The 26,686-nt window shown below is 37.9% G+C and carries 25 protein-coding genes; all 25 read right to left on the bottom strand.

The window, feature by feature from the left end; genetic code table 11:
- Nucleotides 1-27: 27 nt before the first annotated feature.
- The gene (rbfA, locus tag L6W14_RS05065; RefSeq protein WP_004225003.1) at nucleotides 28-369 is read right to left on the bottom strand and encodes a 30S ribosome-binding factor RbfA; all 342 of its coding nucleotides are present in this window, start codon (nucleotides 367-369) and stop codon (nucleotides 28-30) included.
- 77 nt (nucleotides 370-446) lie between these two features.
- Nucleotides 447-725 carry a DUF503 domain-containing protein gene (locus L6W14_RS05060; RefSeq protein WP_008178987.1) on the bottom strand — a complete coding sequence of 93 codons (279 nt, stop codon included), beginning with the start codon at nucleotides 723-725 and terminating at the stop codon, nucleotides 447-449.
- Nucleotides 725-3,007: a translation initiation factor IF-2 gene (gene infB / locus L6W14_RS05055; protein ID WP_131521879.1), complete on the bottom strand. Its 2,283-nt coding sequence runs from the start codon at nucleotides 3,005-3,007 to the stop codon at nucleotides 725-727. The genes L6W14_RS05060 and infB overlap by 1 nt, the downstream gene beginning before the upstream one ends.
- Before the next feature lie 14 nt (nucleotides 3,008-3,021).
- Nucleotides 3,022-3,330 carry a YlxQ family RNA-binding protein gene (locus tag L6W14_RS05050; RefSeq protein ID WP_004225011.1) on the bottom strand — a complete coding sequence of 103 codons (309 nt, stop codon included), beginning with the start codon at nucleotides 3,328-3,330 and terminating at the stop codon, nucleotides 3,022-3,024.
- Nucleotides 3,327-3,605, bottom strand: coding sequence for an RNase P modulator RnpM (gene rnpM / locus L6W14_RS05045; RefSeq protein ID WP_131521880.1), 279 nt, complete (start codon nucleotides 3,603-3,605; stop codon nucleotides 3,327-3,329). Before rnpM ends, L6W14_RS05050 begins: the two co-directional genes overlap by 4 nt.
- A gap of 136 nt (nucleotides 3,606-3,741) precedes the next feature.
- Nucleotides 3,742-4,881: a transcription termination factor NusA gene (nusA, locus tag L6W14_RS05040; protein WP_131521881.1), complete on the bottom strand. Its 1,140-nt coding sequence runs from the start codon at nucleotides 4,879-4,881 to the stop codon at nucleotides 3,742-3,744.
- Between the two features lie 24 nt (nucleotides 4,882-4,905).
- Nucleotides 4,906-5,382, bottom strand: a complete 477-nt coding sequence (gene rimP, locus L6W14_RS05035; protein WP_004269252.1) for a ribosome maturation factor RimP — start codon at nucleotides 5,380-5,382, stop codon at nucleotides 4,906-4,908.
- A gap of 335 nt (nucleotides 5,383-5,717) precedes the next feature.
- Nucleotides 5,718-10,049: a PolC-type DNA polymerase III gene (locus L6W14_RS05030; protein ID WP_131521882.1), complete on the bottom strand. Its 4,332-nt coding sequence runs from the start codon at nucleotides 10,047-10,049 to the stop codon at nucleotides 5,718-5,720.
- Nucleotides 10,050-10,317: 268 nt separating this feature from the next.
- Nucleotides 10,318-12,024: a proline--tRNA ligase gene (locus L6W14_RS05025; protein WP_131521883.1), complete on the bottom strand. Its 1,707-nt coding sequence runs from the start codon at nucleotides 12,022-12,024 to the stop codon at nucleotides 10,318-10,320.
- A 131-nt stretch (nucleotides 12,025-12,155) separates the two neighbouring features.
- The gene (gene rseP / locus L6W14_RS05020; protein ID WP_054550529.1) at nucleotides 12,156-13,418 is read right to left on the bottom strand and encodes an RIP metalloprotease RseP; all 1,263 of its coding nucleotides are present in this window, start codon (nucleotides 13,416-13,418) and stop codon (nucleotides 12,156-12,158) included.
- A gap of 46 nt (nucleotides 13,419-13,464) precedes the next feature.
- Nucleotides 13,465-14,610 (bottom strand): 1-deoxy-D-xylulose-5-phosphate reductoisomerase, encoded by a 1,146-nt coding sequence (gene dxr / locus L6W14_RS05015; RefSeq protein ID WP_237899672.1) that lies wholly within the window; start codon nucleotides 14,608-14,610, stop codon nucleotides 13,465-13,467.
- A 61-nt stretch (nucleotides 14,611-14,671) separates the two neighbouring features.
- Nucleotides 14,672-15,472, bottom strand: coding sequence for a phosphatidate cytidylyltransferase (locus tag L6W14_RS05010; RefSeq protein ID WP_237899670.1), 801 nt, complete (start codon nucleotides 15,470-15,472; stop codon nucleotides 14,672-14,674).
- Entirely contained in the window at nucleotides 15,469-16,263 is a 795-nt protein-coding gene (locus L6W14_RS05005) for an undecaprenyl pyrophosphate synthase (RefSeq protein ID WP_004269258.1), read from the bottom strand. Before L6W14_RS05005 ends, L6W14_RS05010 begins: the two co-directional genes overlap by 4 nt.
- A 309-nt stretch (nucleotides 16,264-16,572) precedes the next feature.
- On the bottom strand, nucleotides 16,573-17,130 hold the full coding sequence (gene frr / locus L6W14_RS05000; protein WP_004269259.1) for a ribosome recycling factor: 558 nt from the start codon (nucleotides 17,128-17,130) through the stop codon (nucleotides 16,573-16,575).
- Nucleotides 17,130-17,855 (bottom strand): UMP kinase, encoded by a 726-nt coding sequence (gene pyrH / locus L6W14_RS04995; protein ID WP_004269260.1) that lies wholly within the window; start codon nucleotides 17,853-17,855, stop codon nucleotides 17,130-17,132. Before pyrH ends, frr begins: the two co-directional genes overlap by 1 nt.
- Nucleotides 17,856-18,073: 218 nt before the next feature.
- A complete protein-coding gene (gene tsf, locus L6W14_RS04990; RefSeq protein ID WP_131521886.1) occupies nucleotides 18,074-18,961 on the bottom strand; it encodes a translation elongation factor Ts in 888 nt (295 codons plus the stop codon).
- A gap of 101 nt (nucleotides 18,962-19,062) precedes the next feature.
- Nucleotides 19,063-19,782, bottom strand: a complete 720-nt coding sequence (gene rpsB / locus L6W14_RS04985) for a 30S ribosomal protein S2 (protein WP_004269262.1) — start codon at nucleotides 19,780-19,782, stop codon at nucleotides 19,063-19,065.
- 156 nt (nucleotides 19,783-19,938) lie between these two features.
- A complete protein-coding gene (locus tag L6W14_RS04980; protein WP_131521887.1) occupies nucleotides 19,939-20,517 on the bottom strand; it encodes a hypothetical protein in 579 nt (192 codons plus the stop codon).
- A gap of 9 nt (nucleotides 20,518-20,526) precedes the next feature.
- Nucleotides 20,527-20,829 carry an RNA polymerase subunit sigma gene (locus L6W14_RS04975; RefSeq protein WP_131521888.1) on the bottom strand — a complete coding sequence of 101 codons (303 nt, stop codon included), beginning with the start codon at nucleotides 20,827-20,829 and terminating at the stop codon, nucleotides 20,527-20,529.
- A 23-nt stretch (nucleotides 20,830-20,852) separates the two neighbouring features.
- Nucleotides 20,853-21,623 carry a FliA/WhiG family RNA polymerase sigma factor gene (locus L6W14_RS04970; RefSeq protein ID WP_036080567.1) on the bottom strand — a complete coding sequence of 257 codons (771 nt, stop codon included), beginning with the start codon at nucleotides 21,621-21,623 and terminating at the stop codon, nucleotides 20,853-20,855.
- Nucleotides 21,624-22,609: 986 nt separating this feature from the next.
- Nucleotides 22,610-22,981, bottom strand: a complete 372-nt coding sequence (locus tag L6W14_RS04960; protein WP_131521889.1) for a hypothetical protein — start codon at nucleotides 22,979-22,981, stop codon at nucleotides 22,610-22,612.
- Nucleotides 22,981-23,484, bottom strand: coding sequence for a chemotaxis protein CheD (locus L6W14_RS04955; protein ID WP_004269269.1), 504 nt, complete (start codon nucleotides 23,482-23,484; stop codon nucleotides 22,981-22,983). The genes L6W14_RS04960 and L6W14_RS04955 overlap by 1 nt, the downstream gene beginning before the upstream one ends.
- A 1-nt stretch (nucleotide 23,485) precedes the next feature.
- The gene (locus tag L6W14_RS04950; protein WP_131521890.1) at nucleotides 23,486-24,118 is read right to left on the bottom strand and encodes a chemotaxis protein CheC; all 633 of its coding nucleotides are present in this window, start codon (nucleotides 24,116-24,118) and stop codon (nucleotides 23,486-23,488) included.
- A 9-nt stretch (nucleotides 24,119-24,127) separates the two neighbouring features.
- Nucleotides 24,128-24,574, bottom strand: coding sequence for a chemotaxis protein CheW (locus L6W14_RS04945; protein ID WP_004269272.1), 447 nt, complete (start codon nucleotides 24,572-24,574; stop codon nucleotides 24,128-24,130).
- Between the two features lie 27 nt (nucleotides 24,575-24,601).
- Nucleotides 24,602-26,677: a chemotaxis protein CheA gene (locus tag L6W14_RS04940; RefSeq protein WP_131521891.1), complete on the bottom strand. Its 2,076-nt coding sequence runs from the start codon at nucleotides 26,675-26,677 to the stop codon at nucleotides 24,602-24,604.
- Nucleotides 26,678-26,686 lie beyond the last annotated feature (9 nt).

Raw genomic sequence — 26,686 nt, 5'->3', positions numbered from 1 at the left:
AACATGCATGTGGCAGACTTTTTTAGCTTATTCTTTGTGTAAATCTCTTAACAATGAATCAATACGGTTCCCATATTCAATCGATGAATCAAATTCAAAGATTAATTCTGGTGTACGTCGTAAACGAATGCGTGATCCGATTTCAGAGCGAATAAAGCCCGAAGCTTTTACTAAAGCTTTAAGCGTTTCCTCTCGTTCACGTTCGTTGCCTAAAGATGTAATATAAATTGTCGCTTGCTGTAAATCACCCGTTACTTCAACACCTGTAACAGTCACAAAACCAACACGCGGATCTTTTATTTTACGGCCAAGAATATCACCAAGCTCCTTTTTCATTTGCTCGGCAACACGGTTTGAACGTAGAGACATAATTTGTCACCTCTATTTCGATGTACAGATAGTTGATATTTTATGGCTAAATCATACGCTCAACTATCTACTGTTACTTATAAATAATCTCGCCACACATTAAGCTGTTCCCATGACGGATTTGACTCTAAATAGTGGAGCGCGTGATTAATTTCTCGTTCAGCTGCTTCTTTGGACGAAGAAACAGCAACAAGTGCTAATTTCGTACGCTGCCATACATTTTGATGGTCAATTTCCGCAATAGAAACGTTAAATTTCTGCTTTGTGCGGGTAATCATACGCTGTAAGACAGCACGCTTTTCCTTTAACGAATGGGCAGTTTGAATGATAAATTCAACCTCTGCATACACGATCATTAGGCGCGTTTAACCTCTTCCATAATATAGGCTTCAATAATGTCGCCTTCTTTAATATCGTTGAAGTTTGTAATCGTAATACCACATTCGTATCCTTTTGCCACTTCTTTTACTTCATCTTTGAAGCGTTTAAGCGTATCTAGCTCACCTTCAAAAATAACGACGTTATCACGGATCACACGTACACCTGAATCACGTGTTACCTTTCCTTCTGTTACATATGAACCAGCAATTGTACCAACTTTTGATACTTTAATTGTTTGACGAACTTCTGCTTGACCAATAATTTTTTCTTCAAATTCAGGATCAAGCATACCTTTCATTGCTTGTTCAATTTCTTCAATTACTTTATAGATAATGCGGTGTAAGCGAATATCTACACCCTCTTCTTCTGCTGCACGTTTTGCGTTAACATCCGGACGTACATTAAATCCAATAACGATAGCATTAGAAGCTGCTGCAAGAGAAATATCAGATTCGGTAATAGCTCCAGCACCTGTATGAATAATTTTCACATTTACGCCTTCCACATCAATTTTCATTAGGGAGGCTGCCATAGCTTCAACAGTACCTTGAACGTCAGCTTTCACAATTAAGTTGAGCTCTTTCATTTCGCCTTGGCTCATTTGTTCAAATAAGTTATCAAGCGTTACACGTTGTTTTTCTGAACGTTGTGCTTGAATCGCTGACATTGCTCTTGTTTCTCCAACTTGACGTGCGGTTTTCTCGTCTTCAAAGACAACGAAACGGTCACCTGCTTGAGGTACATCATTTAAACCTGTAATTTCAACTGGAGTTGATGGGCCAGCTTCTTTTACTCGACGACCTTTGTCATTTACCATCGCACGTACACGACCATACGTATGACCTACAACGATTGGGTCACCTACTTTTAATGTTCCATCTTGTACTAAAAGCGTAGCAACAGAGCCACGACCTTTATCAAGCTGAGCTTCGATTACTGTTCCAAGTGCTAAACGTTCTGGATTTGCTTTAAGCTCGCCTACTTCAGCTACAAGTAAAATCATCTCTAACAATGTATCAATGCCTTCACCTTTTAACGCTGAAATTGGAACGAAAATTGTATCTCCACCCCATGCTTCAGGAACTAAACCATGTTCTGTTAATTCTTGCATCACACGATCTGGATTTGCCGATGGTTTATCCATTTTATTCACAGCCACAATTATTGGTACTTCAGCAGCCTTGGCATGATTGATCGCTTCTACTGTTTGTGGCATAACACCATCATCAGCAGCTACAACTAAAATTGTTAAATCCGTTACTTTTGCACCACGCGCACGCATTGTTGTGAAAGCCGCATGTCCTGGTGTATCAAGGAATGTAATTTTCTTGTCGCCTTCTGTCACTTGGTATGCACCAATATGTTGTGTAATACCACCAGCTTCTCCTGCTGTTACTTTTGTATGGCGAATAGAGTCTAATAAAGTTGTTTTACCATGGTCAACGTGACCCATAATTGTTACAACTGGCGGACGTTCTGATAAATCTGCCTCGTTTACTTCTTCTGTTTGCTCGAAGTGTGTTTCTAAATCCGTAATATCTACACGAATTTCTTCTTCCACTTCTACACCGTAGTCTGCGCAAATTAATTCAATTGCATCCTTATCTAATTCTTGGTTAATTGTTGCCATTACGCCAAGCATGAATAATTTTTTAATGATTTCAGATGGCTCACGGTGTAATTTTTTTGCTAATTCTGCAACTGATAATGATTCAACAAAAGTAATTTTTTCTGGAAGTTCCTTTTGTTTCACTGGAATTGATGGTTGATGCGTTTTTGGATGGCGACGTTTGCCTCCATGAATCCCTGGTTTTGGACGTTGGTTGTAACCACCGCCACCTCTACGATTATTATTGTTATTATTATTATTTTGTGTCATATTTCTATTTTGATTACCTTTTGTATTCTTAGATTTTTCGTTAGACGAATTTGAGTTTTGCTGTGCATGTTGCTGATTGTTTGCTTTTGGCTTAGAAGTAGCAGATTGCTGCCTTTGTCCTTCTTGCTTTTTCACCGAATGCTGTGGTTTTTGCTGGCCATTTGATTGAGATTTTTGTGCCATGTTTTGAGTTGATTGTTTTGCTACATTTTTCTCAGGTGTTGCTTTAAATGTTTGATTTAACTTTGCCACAGCGTCTTTTTCCAACATAGACATATGGTTTGTTACACTCACATTTAATTTACTTAGTGCTTCAATAACCTCTTTACTCGTTTTATTCACTTGCTTCGCATATTCATGAACTCTGATTTTGGTCATCTGCTCACCCCCGATTAGTTTTCGTTGAGTAGACTAGACAATTTACTTGCAAAACCTTTATCGGTAATAGCTAAAGCCACACGGGCCTCCTTACCTGTAGCATGTCCTAGATCATATCGATCTCCAATTACATGATACTCAACGTTGTAGTACGTGCACTTATCTTGAATTTTTTTACTAGAGTTTTTAGAAGCATCGTTTGCAAGCAGTACTAGTTTAGCATTGCCATTGCGGACTTCCTTTACTACTAACTCTTCTCCTGAAATCACCTTACGTGCTCTTGCTGCGATTCCAAGCAAATTAAATATTGCTTGATTTATCATAAAATTGACTCCCTACGAATCAGCAAAATAAGTTCCTCGTATATTTCTTCAGGAATTTTCACATCAAGTTGGTGCCCTAATACATTTTTCTTACGCGCGAGGTCAACTGCCTGCTCTGATTTAGAGACATAGGCACCGCGCCCAGGCTTTTTCCCGGAGATATCTACACTTACTTCGCCCTCTTTCGAACGAACAACACGTATCATCTCTTTCTTTGGTAGCATTTCTCCAGTTGCTACACATTTACGAAGAGGTACTTTTTTGTTTACAGCCATAAGAATCACCATTCCTCTCTGAAGCTTGTCGTAAGAGGTGGACAAGTCATGCTCTACTTGACGCTCTGACAGTATTCAGTCGGCGTAGGGGGCCCACTGAATACTGTCAGCTAACTTGTCACACGGGCTTTCTTACTTATTCTTCGTCGTCTTGATATAAGTCAACTGCTACATCATCAAAATCACTTTCTTCATCATCAGCAGGGATGAAAGTGCTTGTAGCCGAAGGATAAATACCTAATTCACGAGCATCAGTCTCACTCTTAATATCAATTTTCCAGCCAGTAAGCTTCGCTGCTAGGCGAGCATTTTGCCCACGTTTACCGATAGCTAGAGATAATTGATAGTCTGGTACCACGACTGTTGTCGACTTTTCTTCTTCATTCACTTGTACATCTAATACTTTTGATGGGCTTAATGCATTAGCTACAAATACAACTGGGTCTTCAGACCATTCTACGATATCAATTTTTTCGCCATTTAGTTCATTGACAATCGTTTGTACACGAGCTCCCTTTGCTCCAACACATGAACCAACTGGATCCACTTCCTCATTATGTGCGAAAACAGAAATTTTAGAGCGATCTCCAGCTTCACGTGCAATTGATTTAATCTCTACAATACCCTCATAAATTTCAGGTACTTCCATCTCAAATAATCGACGTAATAAACCAGGATGTGTACGAGACACAATCACTTGAGGTCCACGTGTTGTACGTTCCACTTTTGTAATATACACTTTAATACGATCATGCGGATGATAAGATTCACCTTGGATTTGTTCATTAACAGGCAATGCCGCTTCTACTTTGCCTAAACCTACATAGATATTACGAGCATCTAAACGTTCAACAACGCCAGTTACGATATCATCTTCACGATCTACGTATTGCTCATAAATTAAACCTCGTTCCGCTTCACGTACGCGTTGTGTAACTACCTGCTTTGCTGTTTGTGCAGCAATGCGTCCAAAGTTACGTGGTGTTACTTCCTGCTCCACGATATCCTCTAGCTGATAGGCTGGATTAATGACTTTTGCATCTTCTAAAGAAATTTGCAAACGATCATCTTCTACCTCTTCCACAACATCTTTACGTGAAAATACACGAATTGAGCCCTTATCTAAATTTAAGTCTACTCGAACATTTTGTGCTTGGTTAAAGTTGCGTTTGTAAGCTGTAACTAATGCCGCTTCAATGGCTTCGATTAACACATCTCTTGAAATTCCTTTTTGTTCTTCTAGCGCATTCAGCGCATCTAACAAATCACTACTCATTTTGTTTTCACTCCTAAATATGCTTTATGCTGAAAAATCAATGGCAAGTCGTGCCAATGCGATTTTTTCTTGTTCAATTGTTACTGTTATTTTACGTGTTTTAATACGCACTTCCATCACTAATGTATGTTCATCGTATGACGTTAAGTAGCCTTGGAATTCCTTCATGTCCTTGATGGGCTCATAGGTTTTTACATAAATAAACTTGCCAACTGCTTTGACAAAATCTGTATCTTTTTTTAATGGACGTTCCGCTCCAGGCGAAGAAACTTCTAAATAATAGTTTTGTGTAATTGGATCTTTTTCATCCAATAACAAGCTTAGTCGTTCACTCACTTGAGCACATTGATCGATGTCAATTCCACCTTCAGGTGTATCAACATAGACACGTAAAAACCAGTTACGTCCTTCTTTTACGAACTCAATATCCACTAGCTCAAGATTTAACTCATCCACAATTGGTTTAGCGAGCTCTTCAATTAAAGATGGTACTTTGCTCATTATTTCCTCCTGTATTTATCAAATTCTAGCGTATGAATTGTTCATCACTATCAAGTTAACGCAGTAATGAACCATAATAAAACAGAAATTCCACCAGTTGCTTTGGTGAAATTTTACGGTCTTACCTGCTGTTAGTCAAAATTTGTTTTGCTACGGTTAAACAACAGAAAAGAGCGGGTATGCCCCACTCTTTTGCTGGAAAAATATCAACAAATTATTACCATAAGAATAGCACAGTTCTCGACACAATGCAAATTTCCTTCATTATAGATAACCATATTGTGTCAGGAATTTGAATTGACATTATGACCTTTCCATGCAAAACAATTGCAAAACTAGAATAGCGATAGCTGATTAGCATCAGGCATGCCTTCTAAACAACCAAGCTGGTCCATGTATTCAATAAGTGTTTTGGAAACACGACCACGTTGCTGTAAATCTTCCTTGGATAAAAACTCTCCCTCTTCACGAGCAGCTACAATCGTTTTCGCCACGTTGGTTCCAAGACCCGGAATTGCATCAAACGGAGGAATTAGTGAATTGCCATCAATGACAAACTCACTAGCTTGGGAACGATATAGGTCAACCTTTTGGAAACTCATACCTCGCTCACACATTTCCAGTGCAAGCTCTAGCACCGTTAATAAGTTTTTCTCTTTAGTAGATGCATCTAAGCCTTTCATATTGATTTCATCAATCCTTGCTCGAATCATTTGCGATCCTTGTACCATTGCAATTAAATCAAAATCATCTGCTCGAACTGTGAAATACGCTGCATAATAAAGGATTGGAAAATGTACCTTGAACCAAGCAATTCGTACTGCCATTAGCACGTATGCTGCGGCATGGGCTTTCGGGAACATGTATTTTATCTTTTTACAAGATTCAATATACCAACCTGGTACTTTATTAGCGAGCATCTCCGCTTCAAATTCTTCTGATAAACCTTTCCCTTTACGAACAGATTCCATAATTTTGAAGGCTAGTGACGGCTCTAGACCTTGATAAATTAAATACACCATAATGTCATCACGACAACCAATTACTTCTTTTAGCACACATGTACCGTTTTGAATTAATTCTTGTGCATTCCCTAGCCATACGTCTGTTCCATGGGAAAGTCCAGAAATTTGTACAAGCTCCGAAAATGTCGAAGGCTTTGTATCTTCTAGCATTTGACGTACAAAACGCGTACCGAATTCTGGTATACCTAGTGTCCCTGTCTTACAGCCAATTTGCTTTTCTGTAACACCTAAAGATTCAGGAGAACTAAAAATTTTCATGACGACAGGATCATCGGTCGGAATTGTTTTAGGATCGATTCCTGATAAATCCTGTAACATCCTGATCACCGTTGGATCATCGTGTCCAAGTATATCTAGCTTTAAAATATTGTCATGAATAGAGTGGAAATCAAAATGGGTTGTACGCCATTCTGCATCCTGCGCATCTGCAGGGAATTGCACTGGAGAGAAATCATAAATATCCATATAATCTGGAACAACAATAATTCCTCCAGGGTGTTGCCCAGTTGTACGTTTTACTCCTGTACAGCCTTGAACTAAACGATCAACTTCTGCTCCACGAAAATGTAAATTATGATCATTTGCATAGCCCTTCACATAGCCATATGCTGTTTTCTCCGCAACTGTACCAATTGTTCCCGCACGGAATACATAATCCTCACCAAATAGCACCTTTGTATAGTTGTGCGCTTGAGGCTGATATTCGCCCGAAAAATTTAAATCGATATCTGGTACCTTATCACCTTTGAATCCAAGGAAGGTTTCAAATGGTATGTCTTGTCCATCTTTTTTATAAGGTGTTCCACATTCCGTACAGTCTTTATTTGGTAAATCGAAGCCTGAGCTGACAGATCCATCATCGAAAAACTCGGAATGTTTACAACTAGGACAAATATAGTGAGGAGGTAATGGGTTAACCTCTGTGATTTCCATAAAAGTGGCTACTAATGAGGAACCTACCGAACCACGTGACCCTACTAAATAGCCATCAGCTAATGATTTTTTCACTAGCTTGGCAGAAATTAAATAAATTACACCAAAACCGTGTCCCAAAATCGATTTTAACTCTTTCTCAATTCGAGCTTTCACAATTTCCGGTAATTCCTCACCATAAATACGATGGGCCATTTCATAAGTTAAATTGGTTACTTCATCATCAGAGCCCTCAATTTTTGGTGTATATAGGTCATCCTTAATCGGTTTAACGTCTCCAATACTTGCTGCTACTTTTTGAGCATTCGTCACAACCACTTCTTTTGCAAGATCGGGTCCTAAAAAATCAAATTCTTTCAGCATTTCATCAGTTGTTCTAAAATGTACCTCTGGTAGCTTAGAACGATTTAAAATATTTGCTCCACCTTGTGAACCAATAAGTATTTGCCTAAACATCCCATCTGTCGGATCTAAATAATGAACATTTCCAGTTGCAACAACAGGTTTATCTAGCTTCTTCCCGAGTTTAACAAGTTTACGAATAATATCTTCTAATGTCCATTCATCACGTACAACATTGCGTTCGATTAATGGTGCATATACAGCCTTCGGTTGCACCTCAATATAATCATAAAAACGAGCGACTTTCTCTGCTTCCTCTGGAGACTTATTCATCATTGTTTCGAATACTTCACCATTACTGCAACCTGATCCAACTAATAAACCCTCACGATATTGTTCAAGCACAGCACGTGTCACCCGAGGAACACGATAGAATGTTTTTGTATGAGAGTGTGAGACGATTTTAAATAAGTTTTTTAAGCCTGCATTATCAACTGCTAAAATTGTACAATGCATAGGTCTACCTTTTTTATAGGCATCCCCACCACCAATATGCTTATTGAAGTCATCATGGTATTTAATAGCTAGCTCATCAGCATCCTTTAATAGCTGCAACAATAGATATCCTGTCGCTTCTGTATCATAAATTGCTCGGTGATGCTGTGTTAATTCAATATTGAATTTTTTACACAGTGTATTCAAGCGATGGTTTTTCATTGTAGGATAAAGCAATCTTGCTAGCTCTAATGTATCAATGACAGGATGGATTGTCTCTTCAAGACCAAATTTTTTATAGCCTGTATATAGGAAGCCTATATCAAATGATGCGTTATGAGCGACAACGATTGCATCGCCGATAAAGGCATGAAATTCTTTAATGACCTGCTCTACCTCTGGTGCATTTCGCACCATATCATCTGTAATACCTGTTAATTCAATGGTAGTGGCCGAAAGTGGATGATGTGGATTTGCAAAGCTTTCATATTTATCAATCACTTGTCCATCTTTAATTTTAACTGCAGCCAATTCAATAATCGTATCATAGGCAGTTGATAGCCCTGTCGTTTCTACGTCAAAAACAACATACGTTGTGTCTGCTAATAAACGATGCTCTGGAGCATAGGCAATTGGTACACCATCATCAACTAAATTTGCTTCCAGACCATATATAATCTTAATGCCATGTTTTTTGCCCGCTGCATATGCTTCAGGGAAAGATTGCACCACCGCATGATCTGTAATAGCTATCGCTGGATGCCCCCACTTTGCAGCTTGAGCAACAAGCCGATCAACAGGTGTAACAGCGTCCATTTGGCTCATTGGTGTATGCAAATGTAATTCAACACGCTTTTCACCCTCTGGTGCTAAATCCTGTCGTGTTTCTTTTTTGATTTCATTAATATCATTCGCCATGACGATTAAATCACGAATAAACGTATCGGTTTGCACAGAGCCTCGAACTTTCACCCACATGCCCTTTTTCAGATGTTGCATTAATTCAGCATCATCATTGTCACGAGAAAACATTTTAACAATGATGGAATCTGTATAGTCGGTAATTTTGATTTGTAATAAGGAACGGCCACTTTTTAATTCTTTTATTTCCGTATCAAAGACAAATCCTTCAATAATAACACGGCGCTCTTCTTCAACAATCCGCTTAATTTCCATGATTTCATCATCTTTAATATGCATCCCAAGTTGGAATGGACGGTCACCAAGGTTGGCCAGTGCCGGATTGTCTTTCTTCTCTTGCTCACGCTTTTGGAAATCTTGCATCGCTTGCTGTGCCAGAGCCACTTCTTCCAGACGTTTCTGCTCCATAAATGCTTCCTGTGCTGCTATCATTTCTTCTGTTTCTTCTTGTAGCACAAAGTCGATTGCCATACGAGGGAAACCAAATTGACCATAGCTTTCTGCTAGTTTGTCAGCATACTTTGTTTTGAGCATCATAAATTCCATTTCCTGCATACAGGATAAAGTCATCTTTTGGCCGTTCCACGTTGGTATTTGGGTGATGAGACAATTTTTAAGCGTTGGAGCCATCTCATCAATTTGTTCCACAACATTTAGCCAGTACGCTTGCACCAGTTCCTCCGTTACATTTTTTTCCAATGTTTCGAATGTTGTATTAACTTGCGCGATTGCTGAAAATTTCTCTGTCAAATGCGTACGGAAAAGCTGATATAACGGAAACGGTAATATATCCTTTAACTTAATTGTGAAATGCCAAAGTCTATCCTTTTTATGAACTGTCAGGCGTGATAGTTCACCTTCCTCAAAAAATGACATATATACATCATCTGTTAACTCTAGTTGTTGCAAGAGCATTCGAAGTCTCATTCTTGCCTCTTGTTGCTGTTCCAATCTAATGACACCTACTTTCAGAAAGAGGCAATTTCTTTAGCCTCATGTTCTAATTCGTCTCAAACGCGTGATGAATTCAAGAAAAAAATTCGCTCCCACACTGCGGGCGCTCTTCAAGTTTAACAGATATTTTACCATCTGTTGTTGCTTGCTTGGCTCACTGTCCCGCAGAAGTGTCGCGAATTATTTATATCTATCTTATCAAAATTATACGAAAGCCTCTATTAAAAGCATCAAATTCTAATTATCACCAATTTTTAGCTCGTCATTAATTTTTACGGAAAAATTCATTCAGACGATCAATTACTTCTTCTTTTTTCCATTCAAATGTTTCACCCGTTTGACGGAATTTCACTTCTACAATACCTTCTGTTGCTTTTTTACCAACAGTTACTCGAACAGGTAAGCCAATTAAATCAGCATCAGCGAATTTTACACCCGCTCGTTCAGGACGATCATCAAGTAACACATCATAACGGTATGATTTTAATAAGCCATAAAGCTCCTCCGCTAATGTCACTTGTGCCTCATCTTTTGTGTTTACTGGCACAACATGAATATCATATGGCGCTAATTGTGTTGGCCATGTAAAGCCATTGTCATCTTGGAAGTGCTCCGCTACAGCAGCTAGAATACGAGAAACACCAATACCATAGCACCCCATGATAAATGGTTGAGCCTTACCTTGCTCATCTAAGAAAGTACCATTCATTTTAGCAGAATATGTAGTACCTAATTTGAAAATATGACCAACCTCGATACCTTCTGCAAACTTAATGTTACCTTGTCCATCAGGAGAAGGATCTCCCTCTTGAATAAAACGAATATCTAAATAGTCATTAACTGCAAAATCACGCTCAGGGTTAACATTGACTAAATGGAATCCATCTTCGTTGGCACCTGCAATACCATTTCGGATAGATTTAATAGCATGGTCTGCTACAACTTTTACGTCTACCGGTAATTTCACTGGACCAATTGAGCCAACACCACAACCTAATAATTCTTGAATCGCTGCTTCACTTGCAAGTTCCACAGATCCTGCATCAAGTGCATTTTTCAATTTGATATCATTAATTTCATGATCCCCACGTGCAAGCACTACTACAAGCTCTCCATCTACATCAAAAACTAGAGATTTGATGACATTAGCAGGTTCTACTTTTAAGAATGCTGAAACATCTTCAATTGTTTTTTGCTCTGGAGTTGCTACTTTTTCTACATCTTTTAAAGCTTCATCAGATGGTTGATAGTCAACAATAACTTCAGCCATTTCGATATTTGCTGCATAATCAGAAGTATCTGAGTACGCAATTGTATCTTCCCCAATTTCAGAAAGGACCATAAATTCATGTGTTCCTTTACCGCCAATCGAACCTGCATCTGCAATAACAGCACGGTAGTTTAGGCCGAGACGGGAGAAAATATTAGAATAAGCACGATACATATCTTCATATGTTTCATCTAAACTTTCACGTGACGCATGGAAAGAATAAGCATCTTTCATGATAAATTCTCTTCCTCGTAGTAAGCCAAAGCGAGGACGTTTTTCATCACGGAATTTGGTTTGAATTTGATACAATGTTAGCGGTAATTTTTTATATGATTTAATTTCATCACGGACTAAAGTTGTAATGACTTCTTCATGTGTTGGCCCTAATGCAAAATCACGGTCATGTCGGTCTTTTAAGCGCATTAATTCAGGTCCGTATTTTTCCCAGCGACCTGATTCCTGCCATAGCTCAGCAGATTGTAGAGATGGCATTAGTAGCTCAATGGAGTTGATAGCTTCCATTTCTTCTCGGATAATTGTTTCAATTTTTGTTAGCACACGTTTTGCAAGCGGTAAATACGAGTATACCCCACTTGTATTTTGACGAATAAACCCTGCACGTAGTAATTGCTTATGTGACTTTACCTCAGCATCAGCAGGTACTTCACGTAACGTTGGGATAAATGTTTTACTTTGCTTCATTCAGTGTTCCACCTTTTTCAATAGATAAGTTTATACTCTCAATAGCATAAACAAATTTAGCTTTGAGCGCAATGTTTCATCGAAATTGCGCTCAAAGCTAGGAAATCAAATTTCATTTAACTGTCAATGAATTAAAAGAAAAATCTTTGTATATCGTTCCATGTAACAACCACCATTAGAATCATGAGTAGGACGATTCCTACAAAATGTACAATACCTTCTTTTTGACGGTCAATTGGTTTACCACGTAAAGCTTCAAAGCCAAAGAATAATAAACGGCCTCCGTCAAGTGCTGGTAATGGAAGTAGGTTCATAATTCCTAAGTTAATACTTAGCATTGCTGCCCAATTCATTAGGTTCATAATACCATATTGGGCAACTTGCTCTGTTGCTTTATAAATACCTACAGGACCTGAAAGTGCGTCTATTGTAAACTTACCAGTTATTAGCATACCTAATAGTTCAAATATTTTCACTGTCATATTATAGGTTTCTTGAGCTCCATAAACAACTGCCTTTAATGGGTTAAATTCTCTGGGACTTTCATAGCGTACACCTATTTGACCATATTTCTCGCCATCCTGCTGGATTTCCTTAACAGTCATATTTAAGTTCACTGATTGTCCATTTCGTTCAACTGTCACAGCAATATCTTCGTTTGGATGATCTTGAACGATTGCAGCTAAATCTTGCCATTTTTCAACTGCTTGTCCGTTAATAGCTGTTACTCTATCTCCTGCCAGCATCCCTGCTTGTGCAGCTGGATCATTCTCTACTACTTCTGTGATAATTGGCTCGTATGTTGGTACACCATGGATCAATCCAATCACTAAATAAATCACAAACGCGAGAATAAAGTTAAACAAAGGGCCTGCAAAGATAGTCATTGCTCGTTGACCAACTGTCTTTGCATTAAATTGACGATCGTGTGGCGCAATGACAAGTTCACGACCATTTTCCACAAGCACACAGTCTCTAGCTACTTGATAACGAACTAGACGTTCTTCTTCATCATAACCCTCTACAAATAACTCCTTCTCTAAATCGGCGCGTTCAACTTCTAAAAATAATAAATCTGGTAACTGCTTATTATTTTGATTGAAAATAATTTTTTTAACAACATTATCTTCATTCACAATAAGCCCTATTCGGTAGCCTGGCTGTAATTCCGTGCCATCCATATCCTCGCCGGCCATACGTACGTATCCCCCGATTGGTAATAATCGAATAGTATACATTGTTTCACCATGCGTTTTTCCATAAATTTTGGGACCCATTCCGATCGCAAATTCACGTACTAAGATACCTGCACGTTTGGCGAATAAGAAATGTCCAAGTTCATGGAAGAAGACGAGCATACCAAATATTAATATAAATGCAATGGCTGTTTGCATAATACCCCACCTTTAATAGCGATTAGTTAACGATACAGTGCTTTCGTTATTTTACCATGTCTAACACTATTTTTCTTGTCTCACTATCCACATGTAATATGGTTTGTAAATCTGGTACTGCAATGTTTTGATGTGCCTGCATCACACGTTCAATCGTCTCATCAATTTCAAGGAATGTGATTTTCCCTCGTAAAAAGGCTGCAACTGCCGCTTCGTTTGCTGCATTCATTGCTGTCAGAATCGTACCACCCATACGACCAGCCTCATACGCTAAACGCAAAGCAGGGTATCGCTCAAAGTCCATCTCTTGAAAATGTAGTTGACCAATTTGCGCTAAATTTAGTCGCTGACCATTTTGTAATGGTATACGGTCTGGGTAGCTTAAAGCATATTGGATTGGCACACGCATATCGGGTGTACCTAGCTGAGCAATAACACTAGTATCATGATACTCAACTAGAGAGTGAATAATACTTTCTCTATGCAAAAGTACATCTATTTTATCATAAGGCATATCAAATAAAACATGTGCTTCGATGACTTCTAATCCCTTATTCATCATTGTAGCAGAATCTATCGTAATCTTTGCACCCATAGACCAGTTTGGATGGTTCAGTGCATCTGCGACCGTCACGTCTTTTAATTGTTCTCGTGTTTTATCACGGAAGCTACCACCAGAAGCGGTAATAATCAAACGTTCGATATTTTTCGGATTCTCACCATTCATCGATTGGAAGATGGCAGAGTGCTCACTATCTACAGGCAAGATGGCTACTTTGTATTTTTTGGCCTCTGCCATCACTAAATGACCAGCAGTTACAAGCGTTTCTTTATTAGCAATAGCAATCGTTTTGCCCATACGAATGGCTGCTAATGTTGATTCAAGGCCTACACTTCCAAGCACAGCATTGACAAGTACAGTCGAATCTGGATGTGTTGCGACCTCTACAAGTCCTTTTGCTCCAAACGTAAATTGGATACTTGGAAACTCTTTAGCTAGGGTTAGTGCGTCTTCTTCTAATTGCACAGAAACTAATTCTGGCTTTAATGTTTCAATCATTTCTCGCGTTTTCTCTAGGTTCTTTCCTGATGAAAAAGCTACTAATTGAAAAGCATCACGTTGTTCTTTTAAGATATCGTAGGTTTGCCAACCAATTGAACCCGTTGCACCTAATAAACTAATTTTTTTCACAACAAATTGTCCCCTTTTTCTATCTAAGCAAATGATTTAGCAAGATTCTTTTCCTATACAATTAATTACTAAATAAATGTAAAAAATGAAGTAGAGGCACGACAAATAATAGACTATCAAAGCGATCTAAAATTCCTCCGTGCCCTGGTAAAATATTGCCTGAATCTTTTACATCAAAGTGACGTTTAATAGCAGACTCTACCAAATCGCCCATTTGACCAATGATAGAGGCAAAAATCGTTACAAAAACAAGTGATATATAACCATTTGCGAATGGGTAAAGGAGTTGCATACCGACTGCAAAAATAACAGCAATGACTATTCCACCTATAAAGCCTTCGATCGTTTTCTTAGGTGAAATTTCTGGCCATAACTTATTTTTCCCTAATTTTCTCCCTACAAAATATGCACCAGAATCCGTTGTCCAAACAACTAATAAGCAATAGACAACATACTCTAATCCAATATTTCTAGTTTCAATTAGATAATGGAATCCTAATCCCACATAAAAAGCGCCTAATAAAATAAAGCCAACTTCATCAAAAGTTATTTTATTTTTTACTAAAACCACGTAAATAAGAAGTAGCATCATTAGACCATAGACTACCATTAGATTAGACGAATAGCCTATTAATTCTACAACCCTTTCACTCCAGTCCTTCGGGATAACCAGTAAAATTAAAGTGATCAGTCCTAAGAAGCCAGGTACAGAAAAAATGGAAATACCTTTCATCTTAAGTATTTCATAAAAACCGACAATAGCCATTGCTAGCACAAGTATGGCAAATGGTACTTTTCCATAAATAACGAATGGAATGAAAAGTGCTGCTGCAATTATTGCGGTAATAATTCGTTGTTTCAAGTTGTTTCTTCTCCCTTCAACCCACCGTAACGGCGATTACGTTTCTGATAGTTTTCCACCGCTTCGAGTAAGTTTTCCTCACTAAAATCTGGCCACAATGTATCTGTAAACCAAAATTCTGTATAGGCGAGCTGCCATAGCATAAAGTTACTTAATCGCACTTCACCACTTGTACGAATTAAAAGATCTGGCTCAGGTAAATGTGCCGTCATTAAATGAGATGTTAAGCAATCTTCTGTTATGTCTTGCATCGTTAATTGACCGTCCTGCACTTTTTGAAGCATCATTTTCATGGCATTGACCATTTCAGAACGACTACCATAATTCAGTGCAAAATTTAAAATAAGCCCTGTATTATGCTTCGTTTCTTCCATTGCCTCATACAACGCTTTTTGTGTATGGGCAGGTAATAAAGATGGGTCTCCAATCATTTCGACACGTACATTACGCTCCATCATTTCTGGTAAAAAGGAACCTAAAAACTCAACAGGTAACCGCATAAGAAAATCTACCTCAGGTTTTGGTCTCTTCCAATTTTCAGTGGAAAATGCATAGACAGTTAAGACTTTAATACCCAAGTCTGACGCAAATCTTGTCACCTTACGCACCGTCTTCATTCCTTCATGATGACCAGCTACACGTGGCATAGCTCTTTTCTTCGCCCAACGTCCATTTCCGTCCATAATAATCGCTACATGGGCAGGAATCGGCTCGCTTTTAGCTAGGGCCACACGCTCCTCCAATGATAGTGTATCCATATTTATTTGTTTACCTAATAGCTTTTTAAACATGCTAACTCCCCCACTACAACTAATCGGACGTATACTAACCTATCATAACAAACAAAAGCGCCTTTTGTCTTTTTTTTCCCTCTAAATTGACTATGTATGTACTAGCTTATTTTAGAACTATACACATATTAAAGAATGAGTTTGTTAAATAATGATGATTGTATCATTAATGACCTTTTCACATTCATACATGCTCTCTATTTGAGTAAGCAATTTGGCTATGAATAATAAAGAGAAAAGACGTCCTGTTAAGTATAGGACGCCTTCATCTCATCAAAAAGTTCCATCATAGACGTGTAAAAGGTTTCTTTACACCTCTAAAATTTCTTTTTCTTTATCTTTCGCTACTTGATCTACTTTCACAATGAATTCATCTGTTAACTTTTGAATATCTTCCCCATAGCCACGTAGATCGTCTTCTGTGATTTCGCCAGCTTTTTCAAGTTTTTTCAAATCATCATTTGCATCACGACGAACATTACGTACAGCAATTTTTGCATCTTCCGCTTCTTTTTTCACTTGTTTTACTAGATCCTTACGACGCTCTTCTGTTAAAGCAGGAATCATAAGACGAATGACAGAACCATCATTTGTTGGTGTAATACCAATATCTGATTTCATAATTGCTTTTTCAATATCACCTAAAATTGATTTATCGTAAGGCGTAATTACTAATAAACGAGCTTCAGGTATAGAAACACCCGCAAGTTGGTTAATTGGTGTTGCTGCTCCATAGTAATCAACCGAAATACGATCTAATAGAGATGCGTTCGCACGACCTGCACGAATAGATGCTAGTTCGCGTGAGAAAGCTGCGATTGTTTTGTTCATTTTTTCTTTAGCTTGTTCTAATACTTGTTTAGCCATTATACATTCCTCCTAACAACTGTTCCGATTTTTTCGCCTTGTACAGCTCGTTTAATGTTACCCGGCTCCGTAATTGAGAAAACAATTAGCGGGATATCGTTATCCATACATAAAGTTGAAGCCGTTGAATCCATTACTTGTAAGCCTTGTTGGATAACGTCTAAGTATGTGAGTGTATCATATTTAATGGCTGTCTCATCCACTTTAGGATCCGCTGAATAAACGCCATCGACATTGTTTTTAGCCATTAAAATTGCATCAGCATCAATTTCTGCTGCTCGTAATGCGGCAGTCGTATCAGTAGAGAAGAACGGATTACCTGTCCCTGCTGCAAAGATAACAACACGCTTTTTCTCAAGATGTCTAACTGCTTTACGACGAATGTATGGCTCCGCTACTTGAGTCATCACAATAGAAGATTGAACACGTGTTTCAATGCCTAATTTTTCAAGTGCATCTTGTAAAGCTAGGGAGTTCATTACGGTTGCCAGCATGCCCATATAGTCCGCAGCAGCACGATCCATTCCCATTTCACTACCTATTTTTCCACGCCATATATTACCGCCACCTACAACAACAGCAACTTCTACATCAAGATCTACTACTTCTTTTACTTCTTCTGCAACAGACTTGATTATTTTTGGTGATAAACCGAAGCCCGCTTCTCCAGCTAACGCTTCACCACTTAGTTTAATAACTACTCGTTTATATTGCGGTACACTCATTGTAAACCTCCGTAAGACTTTATTTAAAACATCCCTATTCCCTTTTCCATTATAGTATATCTAACAATAATTGCTAGTTGTGAATAAGGCAGAATAGAAAATTATCTTCAATTTTTTTCATTCATTTCGGAAAAATAGGGAACACGCTATGTTGTGTTCCCCATTTTTTTGTCTAGATAATCTAGATATTATTTGATTAGAATCAAATGCAAGCTAAATTAGTTACCTTTAACTTGGCTCATTACTTCTTCTGCAAAGTTATCTTCACGTTTTTCGATACCTTCACCAACAGCGTAACGTACAAAGCCGTTTACAGAACCACCAGTTGAAGCTACAAAATCACGTACTTTTTGATCTGAGTTTTTAACGAAAGTTTGGTCAAGTAAGCAAACATCTTCGAAATATTTACCAAGACGGCCTTCAACCATTTTTGCAACGATGTTTTCTGGTTTACCTTCGTTAAGAGCTTGTTCAGTTAATACTTTACGCTCACGTTCAACTTCTTCAGCAGAAACTTCATCGCGAGAAACATAAGTTGGGTTAATTGCTGCAATGTGCATAGCAACATCTTTAGCAGCTGCTGCATCAGTAGAGCCTTCTAAAGTTACTAATACACCGATACGGCCGCCCATGTGTAAGTATGAACCGAATGCATCTGCATCAGATTTTGTTTTAATTTCGAAACGACGAAGTGTAATTTTTTCTCCAATTGTTGCAATAGCAGAAGAAATTTGATCTACAATTTTTACGCCTTCAGCATTTGCAAGCTCTAAAGCAGCTTCAACTGATGCAGGTTTAGCAGCAAGTAATTGCTCAGCTAAAGATGCAACTAATACTTGGAATTTGTCGTTTTTCGCAACAAAGTCAGTTTCAGCATTTACTTCAAGGATGATTGCTTCGTTACCTTGTTCTAAAATATAAGTTGTACCTTCTGCAGCGATACGGTCAGCTTTTTTAGCAGCTGAAGAAAGACCTTTTTCACGTAGGAAGTCGATAGCTGCTTCTAAGTCGCCATCAGTTTGTACTAACGCTTTTTTACAATCCATCATACCAGCGCCAGTTTTTTCGCGTAATTCTTTTACTAATTGTGCAGTAATGTTTGCCATTTAGTGTTTCCTCCTCAAATTGGTTGAACATAATTTAATGATAGGTTCTAAAAAAGGTGATAAGGGTTTTGAGCCACTTATCACCTTTTTGTAAACGTGAATTACTCAGCAGCAGCTTCTACAGCTGGAGCTTCTTCTTCACCTTGTTTTGACTCGATTAAAGCGTCAGCCATTTTAGCAGTTAAAAGTTTAACAGCGCGAATAGCATCATCATTAGCAGGGATTACGTAGTCGATTTCATCTGGATCACAGTTAGTATCAACAATACCTACTAGAGGGATGTTTAATTTACGAGCTTCTGCAACCGCAATACGTTCTTTACGTGGGTCAACCACGAACATTACGTCTGGAAGATCGTGCATATCACGGATACCGCCTAAGAATTTGATTAGACGTTCGTGTTCTTTTTTAAGTTGGATTACTTCTTTTTTAGGAAGAACTTCGAAAGTTCCTTCTTCTTCCATTTTTTCGATTTGTTTCATACGTGCAACACGTTTTTGAATTGTACCGAAGTTTGTAAGAGTACCACCTAACCAACGTTGGTTGATGTAGTAGTTGCCTGAACGTTCAGCTTCATCTTTGATCGCTTCTTGTGCTTGTTTTTTCGTACCAACGAAAAGAACTTTACCACCGTCTTGACCAACTTGACGCATGAAGTCATAAGCTTCCTCTAATTTTTTAACAGTTTTTTGTAAGTCGATGATGTAGATCCCGTTACGTTCAACGAAGATATATTTCTTCATTTTTGGGTTCCAACGACGAGTTTGGTGACCGAAATGTACACCAGCTTCAAGTAATTGTTTCATAGAAATTACTGACATGTGAATTTCCTCCTAATATGTTTGGTTTTTATCCTCCGCATTTATCATCTACAACAAGCTACCCTAAGCTTAGAGCACCACTTACTGCATCAAAATGCGTGTGTAGTAATAACACCATTTGCAACTATATCATAGCTTTGAACAATTCGCAACAATTTAGTGATGGAATTTCAGTAAAAGCTCGATTTCTGTTTTACCCTTTTGCAGTTGTTTCGCTATTTCCTCTGGTGATTTTCCCTGCTTTGCTAATTCTAGAGCTTGTTGTTCCACTGTCAGTAATTTTTCAGCTTCTTTTTGCTCCTCCACTTTTAAAGGTGGAGCTGTTTTCACCATTTTCGAGCCAGTATGTTGCTGACGTGAATAAGCGTTTGCGACAATATTTTTAGGTACATAGATACGAGCATCCTTTTCTAAGGATAGAGAACTATCACTTTTCACCTCGTGTACTACTGGCAAAGATGGCTGCTCCTGAGGAGTCACATATTGTTCCGTTTGCTGCAAGCTACTAGCAGCTATTTCTGACTGCGAGACATTTTGTAGCTCTTTAATAAGACGGTCATTTTCATCTTTCATTTCAGCTAAATATACACTAATGGTGTCGTCCATTTCCCTCATTAATCGTTCTTGCTTCTTTTCCAAATCTTTAAACTTTGCTAACTTTGTATTTAAAATGATAAGAAAATAAAATGAAATTAGCTGTAAAAAGAATAGCACCGCTATTAGAATGGTTGTCATTGTAAACTCCTATCCACTAAAATCCACGAAATTCCCTTTAAACGGATGTTGTGCCTGTTTTTCTTGTTGATGCTTTTTTTTCTTTTTATGAATCCCTGTTAAATACTCACCACCCGCATCTTCATCCTCACTAATTTCATCCATACCTTCTGATGTGTTGACAATTTTTTGTTTGCGCTCTACTTCTTTTTTTAATGCTTCATTTGCATGTGCTTGCTGAGCCAATACTTGTTGCTGTGCCTGATCCGCCATTTTTCCTGCTTCAAATGTTTTTGGAATAGCAATCTGTAACTCGACACCTTTTAAACTCATTGGAATCTCTCCCTCAAGGATATTTACGCATTAATCATTTCACTAGATAATAGCTTTCGTAGCTTTAATAGCGCTTTTGAATGAATTTGTGAAATACGAGAGGTTGATAGTTCAAGCATTTCACCAATTTCTGTCAAAGTTAACTCCTCCGTGTAAAATAAACTTAGGACAAGTTGTTCTTTTTCATTGAGTTTCTGAATATTTTCCGCAAGATCATCTAACAACTCTGATTTAATGATAGCTTGCTCAGGTGTTTTTGTTGTATCGTCTCGTATGACAAATGACTTGCCATCTGTTTCTTCTTGGTCTTGTTGTTCATTAATAGAAAGAACATTTGAAAAAAAATGCTCTTGCACAGTTTGATAGACATCTTCAACAGATACTTCCATATGCTCCGCAAGCTCCTCAGGTGTTACATGACGCATATATTTTTGTTCTAGTTGTTCAATTTGTGCATCTAATTTTTTAGCTTTTTCACGCGCTGACCGTGGTAACCAGTCTTCTTTTCGTAAACCATCAATGATGGCTCCTCTTACTCTAAACGAAGCATATGTATCAAATTTTAAATCTCTGTTAATGTCAAATTTATTTAATGCATCAAAAAGTCCTACCATCCCTAAGCTCGTTAAATCGTCTCGTGAGACGCTTTTTGGCAGACCTGCACCAATACGTTGGACATGATAAGATACTAAAGAAATGTATTTTTTTATAAGTAAATCACCCGCATCGGGGTCACGCTCATGTATCCAGCGATTCCATAGTTTTTGCTCATCGTTCAGAATTGGTTGTGTCATGAAATCCACCTCTCTAAAAAACGCTTTTTCACGCCTGTTTACTAACGACTACTTGCGCTCTTAAAATTTATCATTCAACAGGATTTCTCAGTTATTTTTTATAAAAATCCACATTTAAGCTAATCTAGACGTGAGCCCTGAATAGTTAAGCCCGATAAGCAGTTGCCATCTTTCCTATATTATAACAAGAATCGACTATAATTTCATTTGTTTCTCTTAGTCTCTAATATATTCCTTTGTTTTTGAAAGACATAGAAAAACTGTATCCTGATTGTGTAACGACACTTGGATACAGTTGGATATGATTAAGCTATTTGTAGGTAGCTACTGAATTCTTTTGATATAGTTTTAGCACTAGTGTAACGCAAAGAACAAATTGAACAAAAGAGCAATACTACCCAATATATAGAAACCACTCTTTATCAATAAATTATGCTTTACAACGAACTAAAGACAAGGTTTCCATTGAATATAGTTGCCTTACGTAGAGATCTTCGAGCAATTGCTACAGCAGAGCAAGAAGCCTCCACACACCATATTTGCACTATCTCTCACTTTTGGCTATGTTTGCTCACCTGCTTGATTGAGTGGAGTTTTTCCTCCTGTAATAAATTGAAGGATTTGGGCTAATGAGCGTTCATCCCCCCAACCTGAGCTTTTTGCCAAACGACCAGCTCGTTCTAATAAATTCCCGTTACCAAATGGGGACCAAACATCAAAGATATTGTCACACCCAATTACAACAGTTACTCCTTTTCTGTGTTATAAACCAGCAGGGGGAAACTTTCTACGTAGGGGGGACACTCGTCACGATCGTAATACCTGCATCACGTAAGATGCTCGCCATTTCTTCTGCCTCAGAGTGTGAAACATCTCCTAGCCTAAAGTTATGGCTATATAAAAATAATTAATTTCACTTAAGTTTTTTCATATGCTACATACTCCAAAGCAAAATAAAAAAGAGTCGTTATTCACGACTCTTACTGTTACGCATTTACTTGTTGATCTTCTTCTCGACTCATCATCGTTCTTACTACTTGTGCAATTTCCTCTGAATTTTCATCTTGAAATTCAACCGTAGAATTAGCTATTGGCACTTCTTGTTTTACGCCTTCTATTGATTCAAGTTCCTTTTCTTCTATATCGCCTTCAACCGCTTCCTCATCTTCCTCTGGTGTAAACAAGATGTAAGCAATTAGAAAACGTACAATAAACATTACAAAAAATGCGATGATTGCTACAATAAAAGAGCCTATCAGGATTCGCAGAGGCGTAAATGGTTTTTGAAATGTACTAAAAAAATAAATAGAAAAGGCAATTAATGCTCCCCATAGGTTGTAAAATATAGAACCAAACATTAGATTTCACTCACTCCCTGGTTAACTGTTCGGATATGTAATATCGACGTTGCAGGATTAAATTCAATCGTTCTACCACTATTTCCACCAGTATCCTCGGCTACTAAAGGGATGCCCTGCCTCTTTAATTCATTTTTGACAGCTTCTACATTGCGGGGACCAATACGCATTGTATCTTTGTCTGAAGTAAATTGGAACATCTGCGCACCCCCTGCAATTTTTGCCTTGAGTTTAAATTTTTGAACGCCTTCTAACTTTAGTAAATCAATCATTGCAGCAATCCCTGAATCTGCAAATTTCGCGACATTGATTGACTCAGCTCTTCCTAAACTTGAATCTGGTAACATCACATGGATTAAACCAGCAATTTTTTTTGACTCATCATACAAAATAACACCAACACATGAACCAAGACCAGAAGTTCGAATCGTGTTAGGCAGCTTTACTACATCCATTTGTGCAATTCCCACTTTAATCACTTGTCCACTACTATTGGTTAACATATCACGAAACCCCTAATGCTTTAAAAATTGCATCAAACGAGTCAGGGTCTGGTAGTAGGAAGAAATGGCCCCTCACCGTTTCATGGTCTTCCACACCTTCTTCAAAAATGGATGTATTTATAACAATAACATTATCACTGACATGAGATAATTCTATTAATCCAATGCTTATTATAGCTCCAAACATATCAACACTTAGACCTGGCACAGTTGGATAAATTTTCAAATTAGTAAAATCCGATAAGGCAGATAAATAGGAGCCCGATAAAATATTACCCATCTCTTGCATGGCTGATAAACCTAACTCTGAAACAGGTCGTTTTTTAAAGTCAAAAGAATCATCAAAAATAAGTCGGCGTATAAAGCGGTTTGCTTGTTCGATCGGTAAAATAAAGAACATACTTCCCTCTGCATCACCTTCAATACGAAGGAAAATGCCAACAACTACGTTTTCTGATCCGCCAGCCAACTCCATCATATCGTTAAAGGACACCATCTCTACCTTTGGCACACGCATATCAATTTTTTTCCCAAGTAAATTGGAAAGTGCTGTCGCGGCATGCGCAGCACCGATGTTTCCAATCTCCTTTAATACATCTAAATGTAGTGATGTAATTTTTTGATTAAATGTCATTATCGATCCCTACTTTAGTGGATTTAATACTTTTTCTAAATGTAATAAGATTAATAATCGCTTCTCTACTTTAGCAACGCCTGAAATAAATTCTTCTTCAAGTGAGCCAACGACTTCTGGTTGGGGTTCAATAGCACTTGCAGGAATATCAATAACGTCGTTAGCAGAATCCACTACAAAGCCTACTTCCATATCTTCTAATGAAATAATAATAATGCGTGTTGTTTCCTCATGTTCAGAAATAGGTAATTCAAAACGTTCACGTAAATCCACAATTGGTGTGACAACACCTCGTAGATTAATTACACCTTTTACATATTTCGCTGTTTTCGGTACACGTGTAATATGCATTAATTTCTCAATTCCTTGAACATGGGACACAGGAATTGCATATTCTTTATCTGCTAACTGAAAAACTATTACTTTAATACTTTCTTGCTCCACTGCATTTGTCATACTTTACACCTCTCTTATTCATTCACCTTATTTAATTAGTGCGTTGCAATCTACAATTAAGGCTACTTTACCATTGCCTAAGATTGTTGCTCCTGAAATGGCAAAGATATTTGTTAAGTAATTTCCTAAAGACTTCAAGACAATCTCTTGTTGGCCAATGAATGAATCCACCACTAAACCAGCAAGTTTTTCACCCTTACGGACAATCACCACTGAGTGGAATTCTTCATCTTGATGCTCTTGACGAGGTACCTCAAAGATTTCCTCTAAGAATACCAACGGCACAACTTTGCCACGGAAGTCGATTACTTTTTGATTATGCGCATTCATAATCTCTGATGAACGGATAATAGATGTTTCGATAATAGAAGATAGTGGAATAGCATAAATTTCCTTTTCAATCTCCACAAGCATAACTGAAATAATTGATAATGTCAGTGGTAATTGAATCGAGAAGATGGATCCAACATCCTGTGTTGATTCAATTGAAATATTGCCACCTAGTGATTCAATCGTTGTTTTTACAACATCTAAACCTACTCCACGACCAGATACATCTGAAATAACATCTGCAGTTGAGAAGCCTGAAGCTAGAATAAGCTCATTAATTTGTTTATCAGACATTGAATAGGATTGTTCTTGTGTAACAATACCTTTTGAAATAGCTTTCGCTAACACTTTTTCTCTATTTATGCCCGCGCCATCGTCTTCAATTTCAATAAAGACGTAGTTTCCGCTATGATAGGCACGCAATACGACCGTTCCTTCTTCAGGCTTGCCTTTTGCACGACGAGCAGTTGGATTCTCAATGCCATGATCCACAGAATTACGAATCAAGTGAACAAGCGGATCTCCAATTTCATCAATTACTGTGCGATCTAGTTCGGTTTCAGCACCAATAATTTCAAGGTTGATTTTCTTATTTAAATCACGTGATAGCTGACGAATCATTTTCGGGAAACGATTGAACACTGTTTCTACAGGTACCATTCGCATTGTTAAAATAATAGTTTGCAAATCACCCATCACACGACTCATACGCTCTACTGTTTCATTTAGTTCGCCATGATTTACTTCAGTAGAGATAGATTGCAGTCGACCACGATCAATGACAAGCTCTTCAAACAAGTTCATTAAAATATCTAGACGTTCAATATTTACACGAATTGTTTTATTACCTACAGGTGCATGATTTTTGTCAGCCTTGGAAGGTGTAGCTTCTTTAGCAGGTTTTGCAATAGGCTCGGCTTTAGCAGCAGGCGTACTTGTTGGTATAGCAGCTACCTCAGCCACTGCTGTTGCAGTTGCTGCTACTTCTTGTTGCGCTTCAAATACTTTTTCACTAAATTTCCGTTGGTCAATTGTAGTCACTATAACCTCATCAACTTCAGAAACTTTCATTAGCTTTTTCTGCATATCCTCAGCTGTTGTTTTTGTGACAAAAGCTACATAAAATTGTTGATCAAACTGTTCATCTTCTAACTTTTCAACAGATGGACTTGATTTAATGACATCCCCATCTTTTTCCAAAATCTCAAACACCATAAATACACGTGCTGCCTTAAGAAGGCAATCGTCACGTAATGTTACTAAAATTTCAAAAGCATTAAAGCCTTGTTCAGCCGATTGTGTAATGACTGTTTGTTCAAACGAATCATATTCTAATACACTTTCAACAACCGGTGCAGCAACCGTTGCTACCACCTCTGGTATTGCTGCTTCCTCGCCTAGTTCTATACGCTTTAGTTGTGCGACAGTTGAGGAAACATCACGCTTACCATCTCCACCATTCGCAATATCCATCACCATTTCTTCTAAATGATCAACAGATTCAAATACAACATCTAAAATTTCAGGTGTTACATGAATCTTCTCATTACGGATGGCATCTAAAACATTCTCCATTTTATGGGTTAAATCTGCTAAATCTTCGAAGCCCATTGTGGCAGACATACCTTTTAATGTGTGTGCAGAGCGGAATATTTCCCCAACAATTGCCAAATCATCTGGATTTTTTTCTAATTCTAATAAATGTTCACTACACGCTTGTAAATGTTCTTTACTTTCTTCAATAAACATCTCTAAATATTGATTGACTTCCATAAGAGGACA

This window comes from Lysinibacillus sp. ACHW1.5 (genome assembly GCF_022014815.1).
In the GTDB taxonomy this organism is placed as follows: Bacteria; Bacillota; Bacilli; order Bacillales_A; family Planococcaceae; genus Lysinibacillus; species Lysinibacillus capsici.
This window is presented reverse-complemented; position numbering and strand designations above follow the sequence as displayed.

Coding starts and splice junctions, on each gene's coding strand:
- rbfA (WP_004225003.1), bottom strand. CDS start 369: ATGTCTCTACGTTCAAACCGTGTTGCCGAGCAAATGAAAAAGGAGCTT.
- L6W14_RS05060 (WP_008178987.1), bottom strand. CDS start 725: ATGATCGTGTATGCAGAGGTTGAATTTATCATTCAAACTGCCCATTCG.
- infB (WP_131521879.1), bottom strand. CDS start 3,007: ATGACCAAAATCAGAGTTCATGAATATGCGAAGCAAGTGAATAAAACG.
- L6W14_RS05050 (WP_004225011.1), bottom strand. CDS start 3,330: ATGATAAATCAAGCAATATTTAATTTGCTTGGAATCGCAGCAAGAGCA.
- rnpM (WP_131521880.1), bottom strand. CDS start 3,605: ATGGCTGTAAACAAAAAAGTACCTCTTCGTAAATGTGTAGCAACTGGA.
- nusA (WP_131521881.1), bottom strand. CDS start 4,881: ATGAGTAGTGATTTGTTAGATGCGCTGAATGCGCTAGAAGAACAAAAA.
- rimP (WP_004269252.1), bottom strand. CDS start 5,382: ATGAGCAAAGTACCATCTTTAATTGAAGAGCTCGCTAAACCAATTGTG.
- L6W14_RS05025 (WP_131521883.1), bottom strand. CDS start 12,024: ATGAAGCAAAGTAAAACATTTATCCCAACGTTACGTGAAGTACCTGCT.
- rseP (WP_054550529.1), bottom strand. CDS start 13,418: ATGCAAACAGCCATTGCATTTATATTAATATTTGGTATGCTCGTCTTC.
- L6W14_RS05005 (WP_004269258.1), bottom strand. CDS start 16,263: ATGTTTAAAAAGCTATTAGGTAAACAAATAAATATGGATACACTATCA.
- frr (WP_004269259.1), bottom strand. CDS start 17,130: ATGGCTAAACAAGTATTAGAACAAGCTAAAGAAAAAATGAACAAAACA.
- pyrH (WP_004269260.1), bottom strand. CDS start 17,855: ATGAGTGTACCGCAATATAAACGAGTAGTTATTAAACTAAGTGGTGAA.
- tsf (WP_131521886.1), bottom strand. CDS start 18,961: ATGGCAAACATTACTGCACAATTAGTAAAAGAATTACGCGAAAAAACT.
- rpsB (WP_004269262.1), bottom strand. CDS start 19,782: ATGTCAGTAATTTCTATGAAACAATTACTTGAAGCTGGTGTACATTTC.
- L6W14_RS04980 (WP_131521887.1), bottom strand. CDS start 20,517: ATGACAACCATTCTAATAGCGGTGCTATTCTTTTTACAGCTAATTTCA.
- L6W14_RS04975 (WP_131521888.1), bottom strand. CDS start 20,829: ATGAGTTTAAAAGGTGTCGAGTTACAGATTGCTATTCCAAAAACATTT.
- L6W14_RS04970 (WP_036080567.1), bottom strand. CDS start 21,623: ATGACACAACCAATTCTGAACGATGAGCAAAAACTATGGAATCGCTGG.
- L6W14_RS04960 (WP_131521889.1), bottom strand. CDS start 22,981: ATGTTTGGTTCTATATTTTACAACCTATGGGGAGCATTAATTGCCTTT.
- L6W14_RS04955 (WP_004269269.1), bottom strand. CDS start 23,484: ATGTTAACCAATAGTAGTGGACAAGTGATTAAAGTGGGAATTGCACAA.
- L6W14_RS04950 (WP_131521890.1), bottom strand. CDS start 24,118: ATGACATTTAATCAAAAAATTACATCACTACATTTAGATGTATTAAAG.
- L6W14_RS04945 (WP_004269272.1), bottom strand. CDS start 24,574: ATGACAAATGCAGTGGAGCAAGAAAGTATTAAAGTAATAGTTTTTCAG.
- L6W14_RS04940 (WP_131521891.1), bottom strand. CDS start 26,677: ATGGAAGTCAATCAATATTTAGAGATGTTTATTGAAGAAAGTAAAGAA.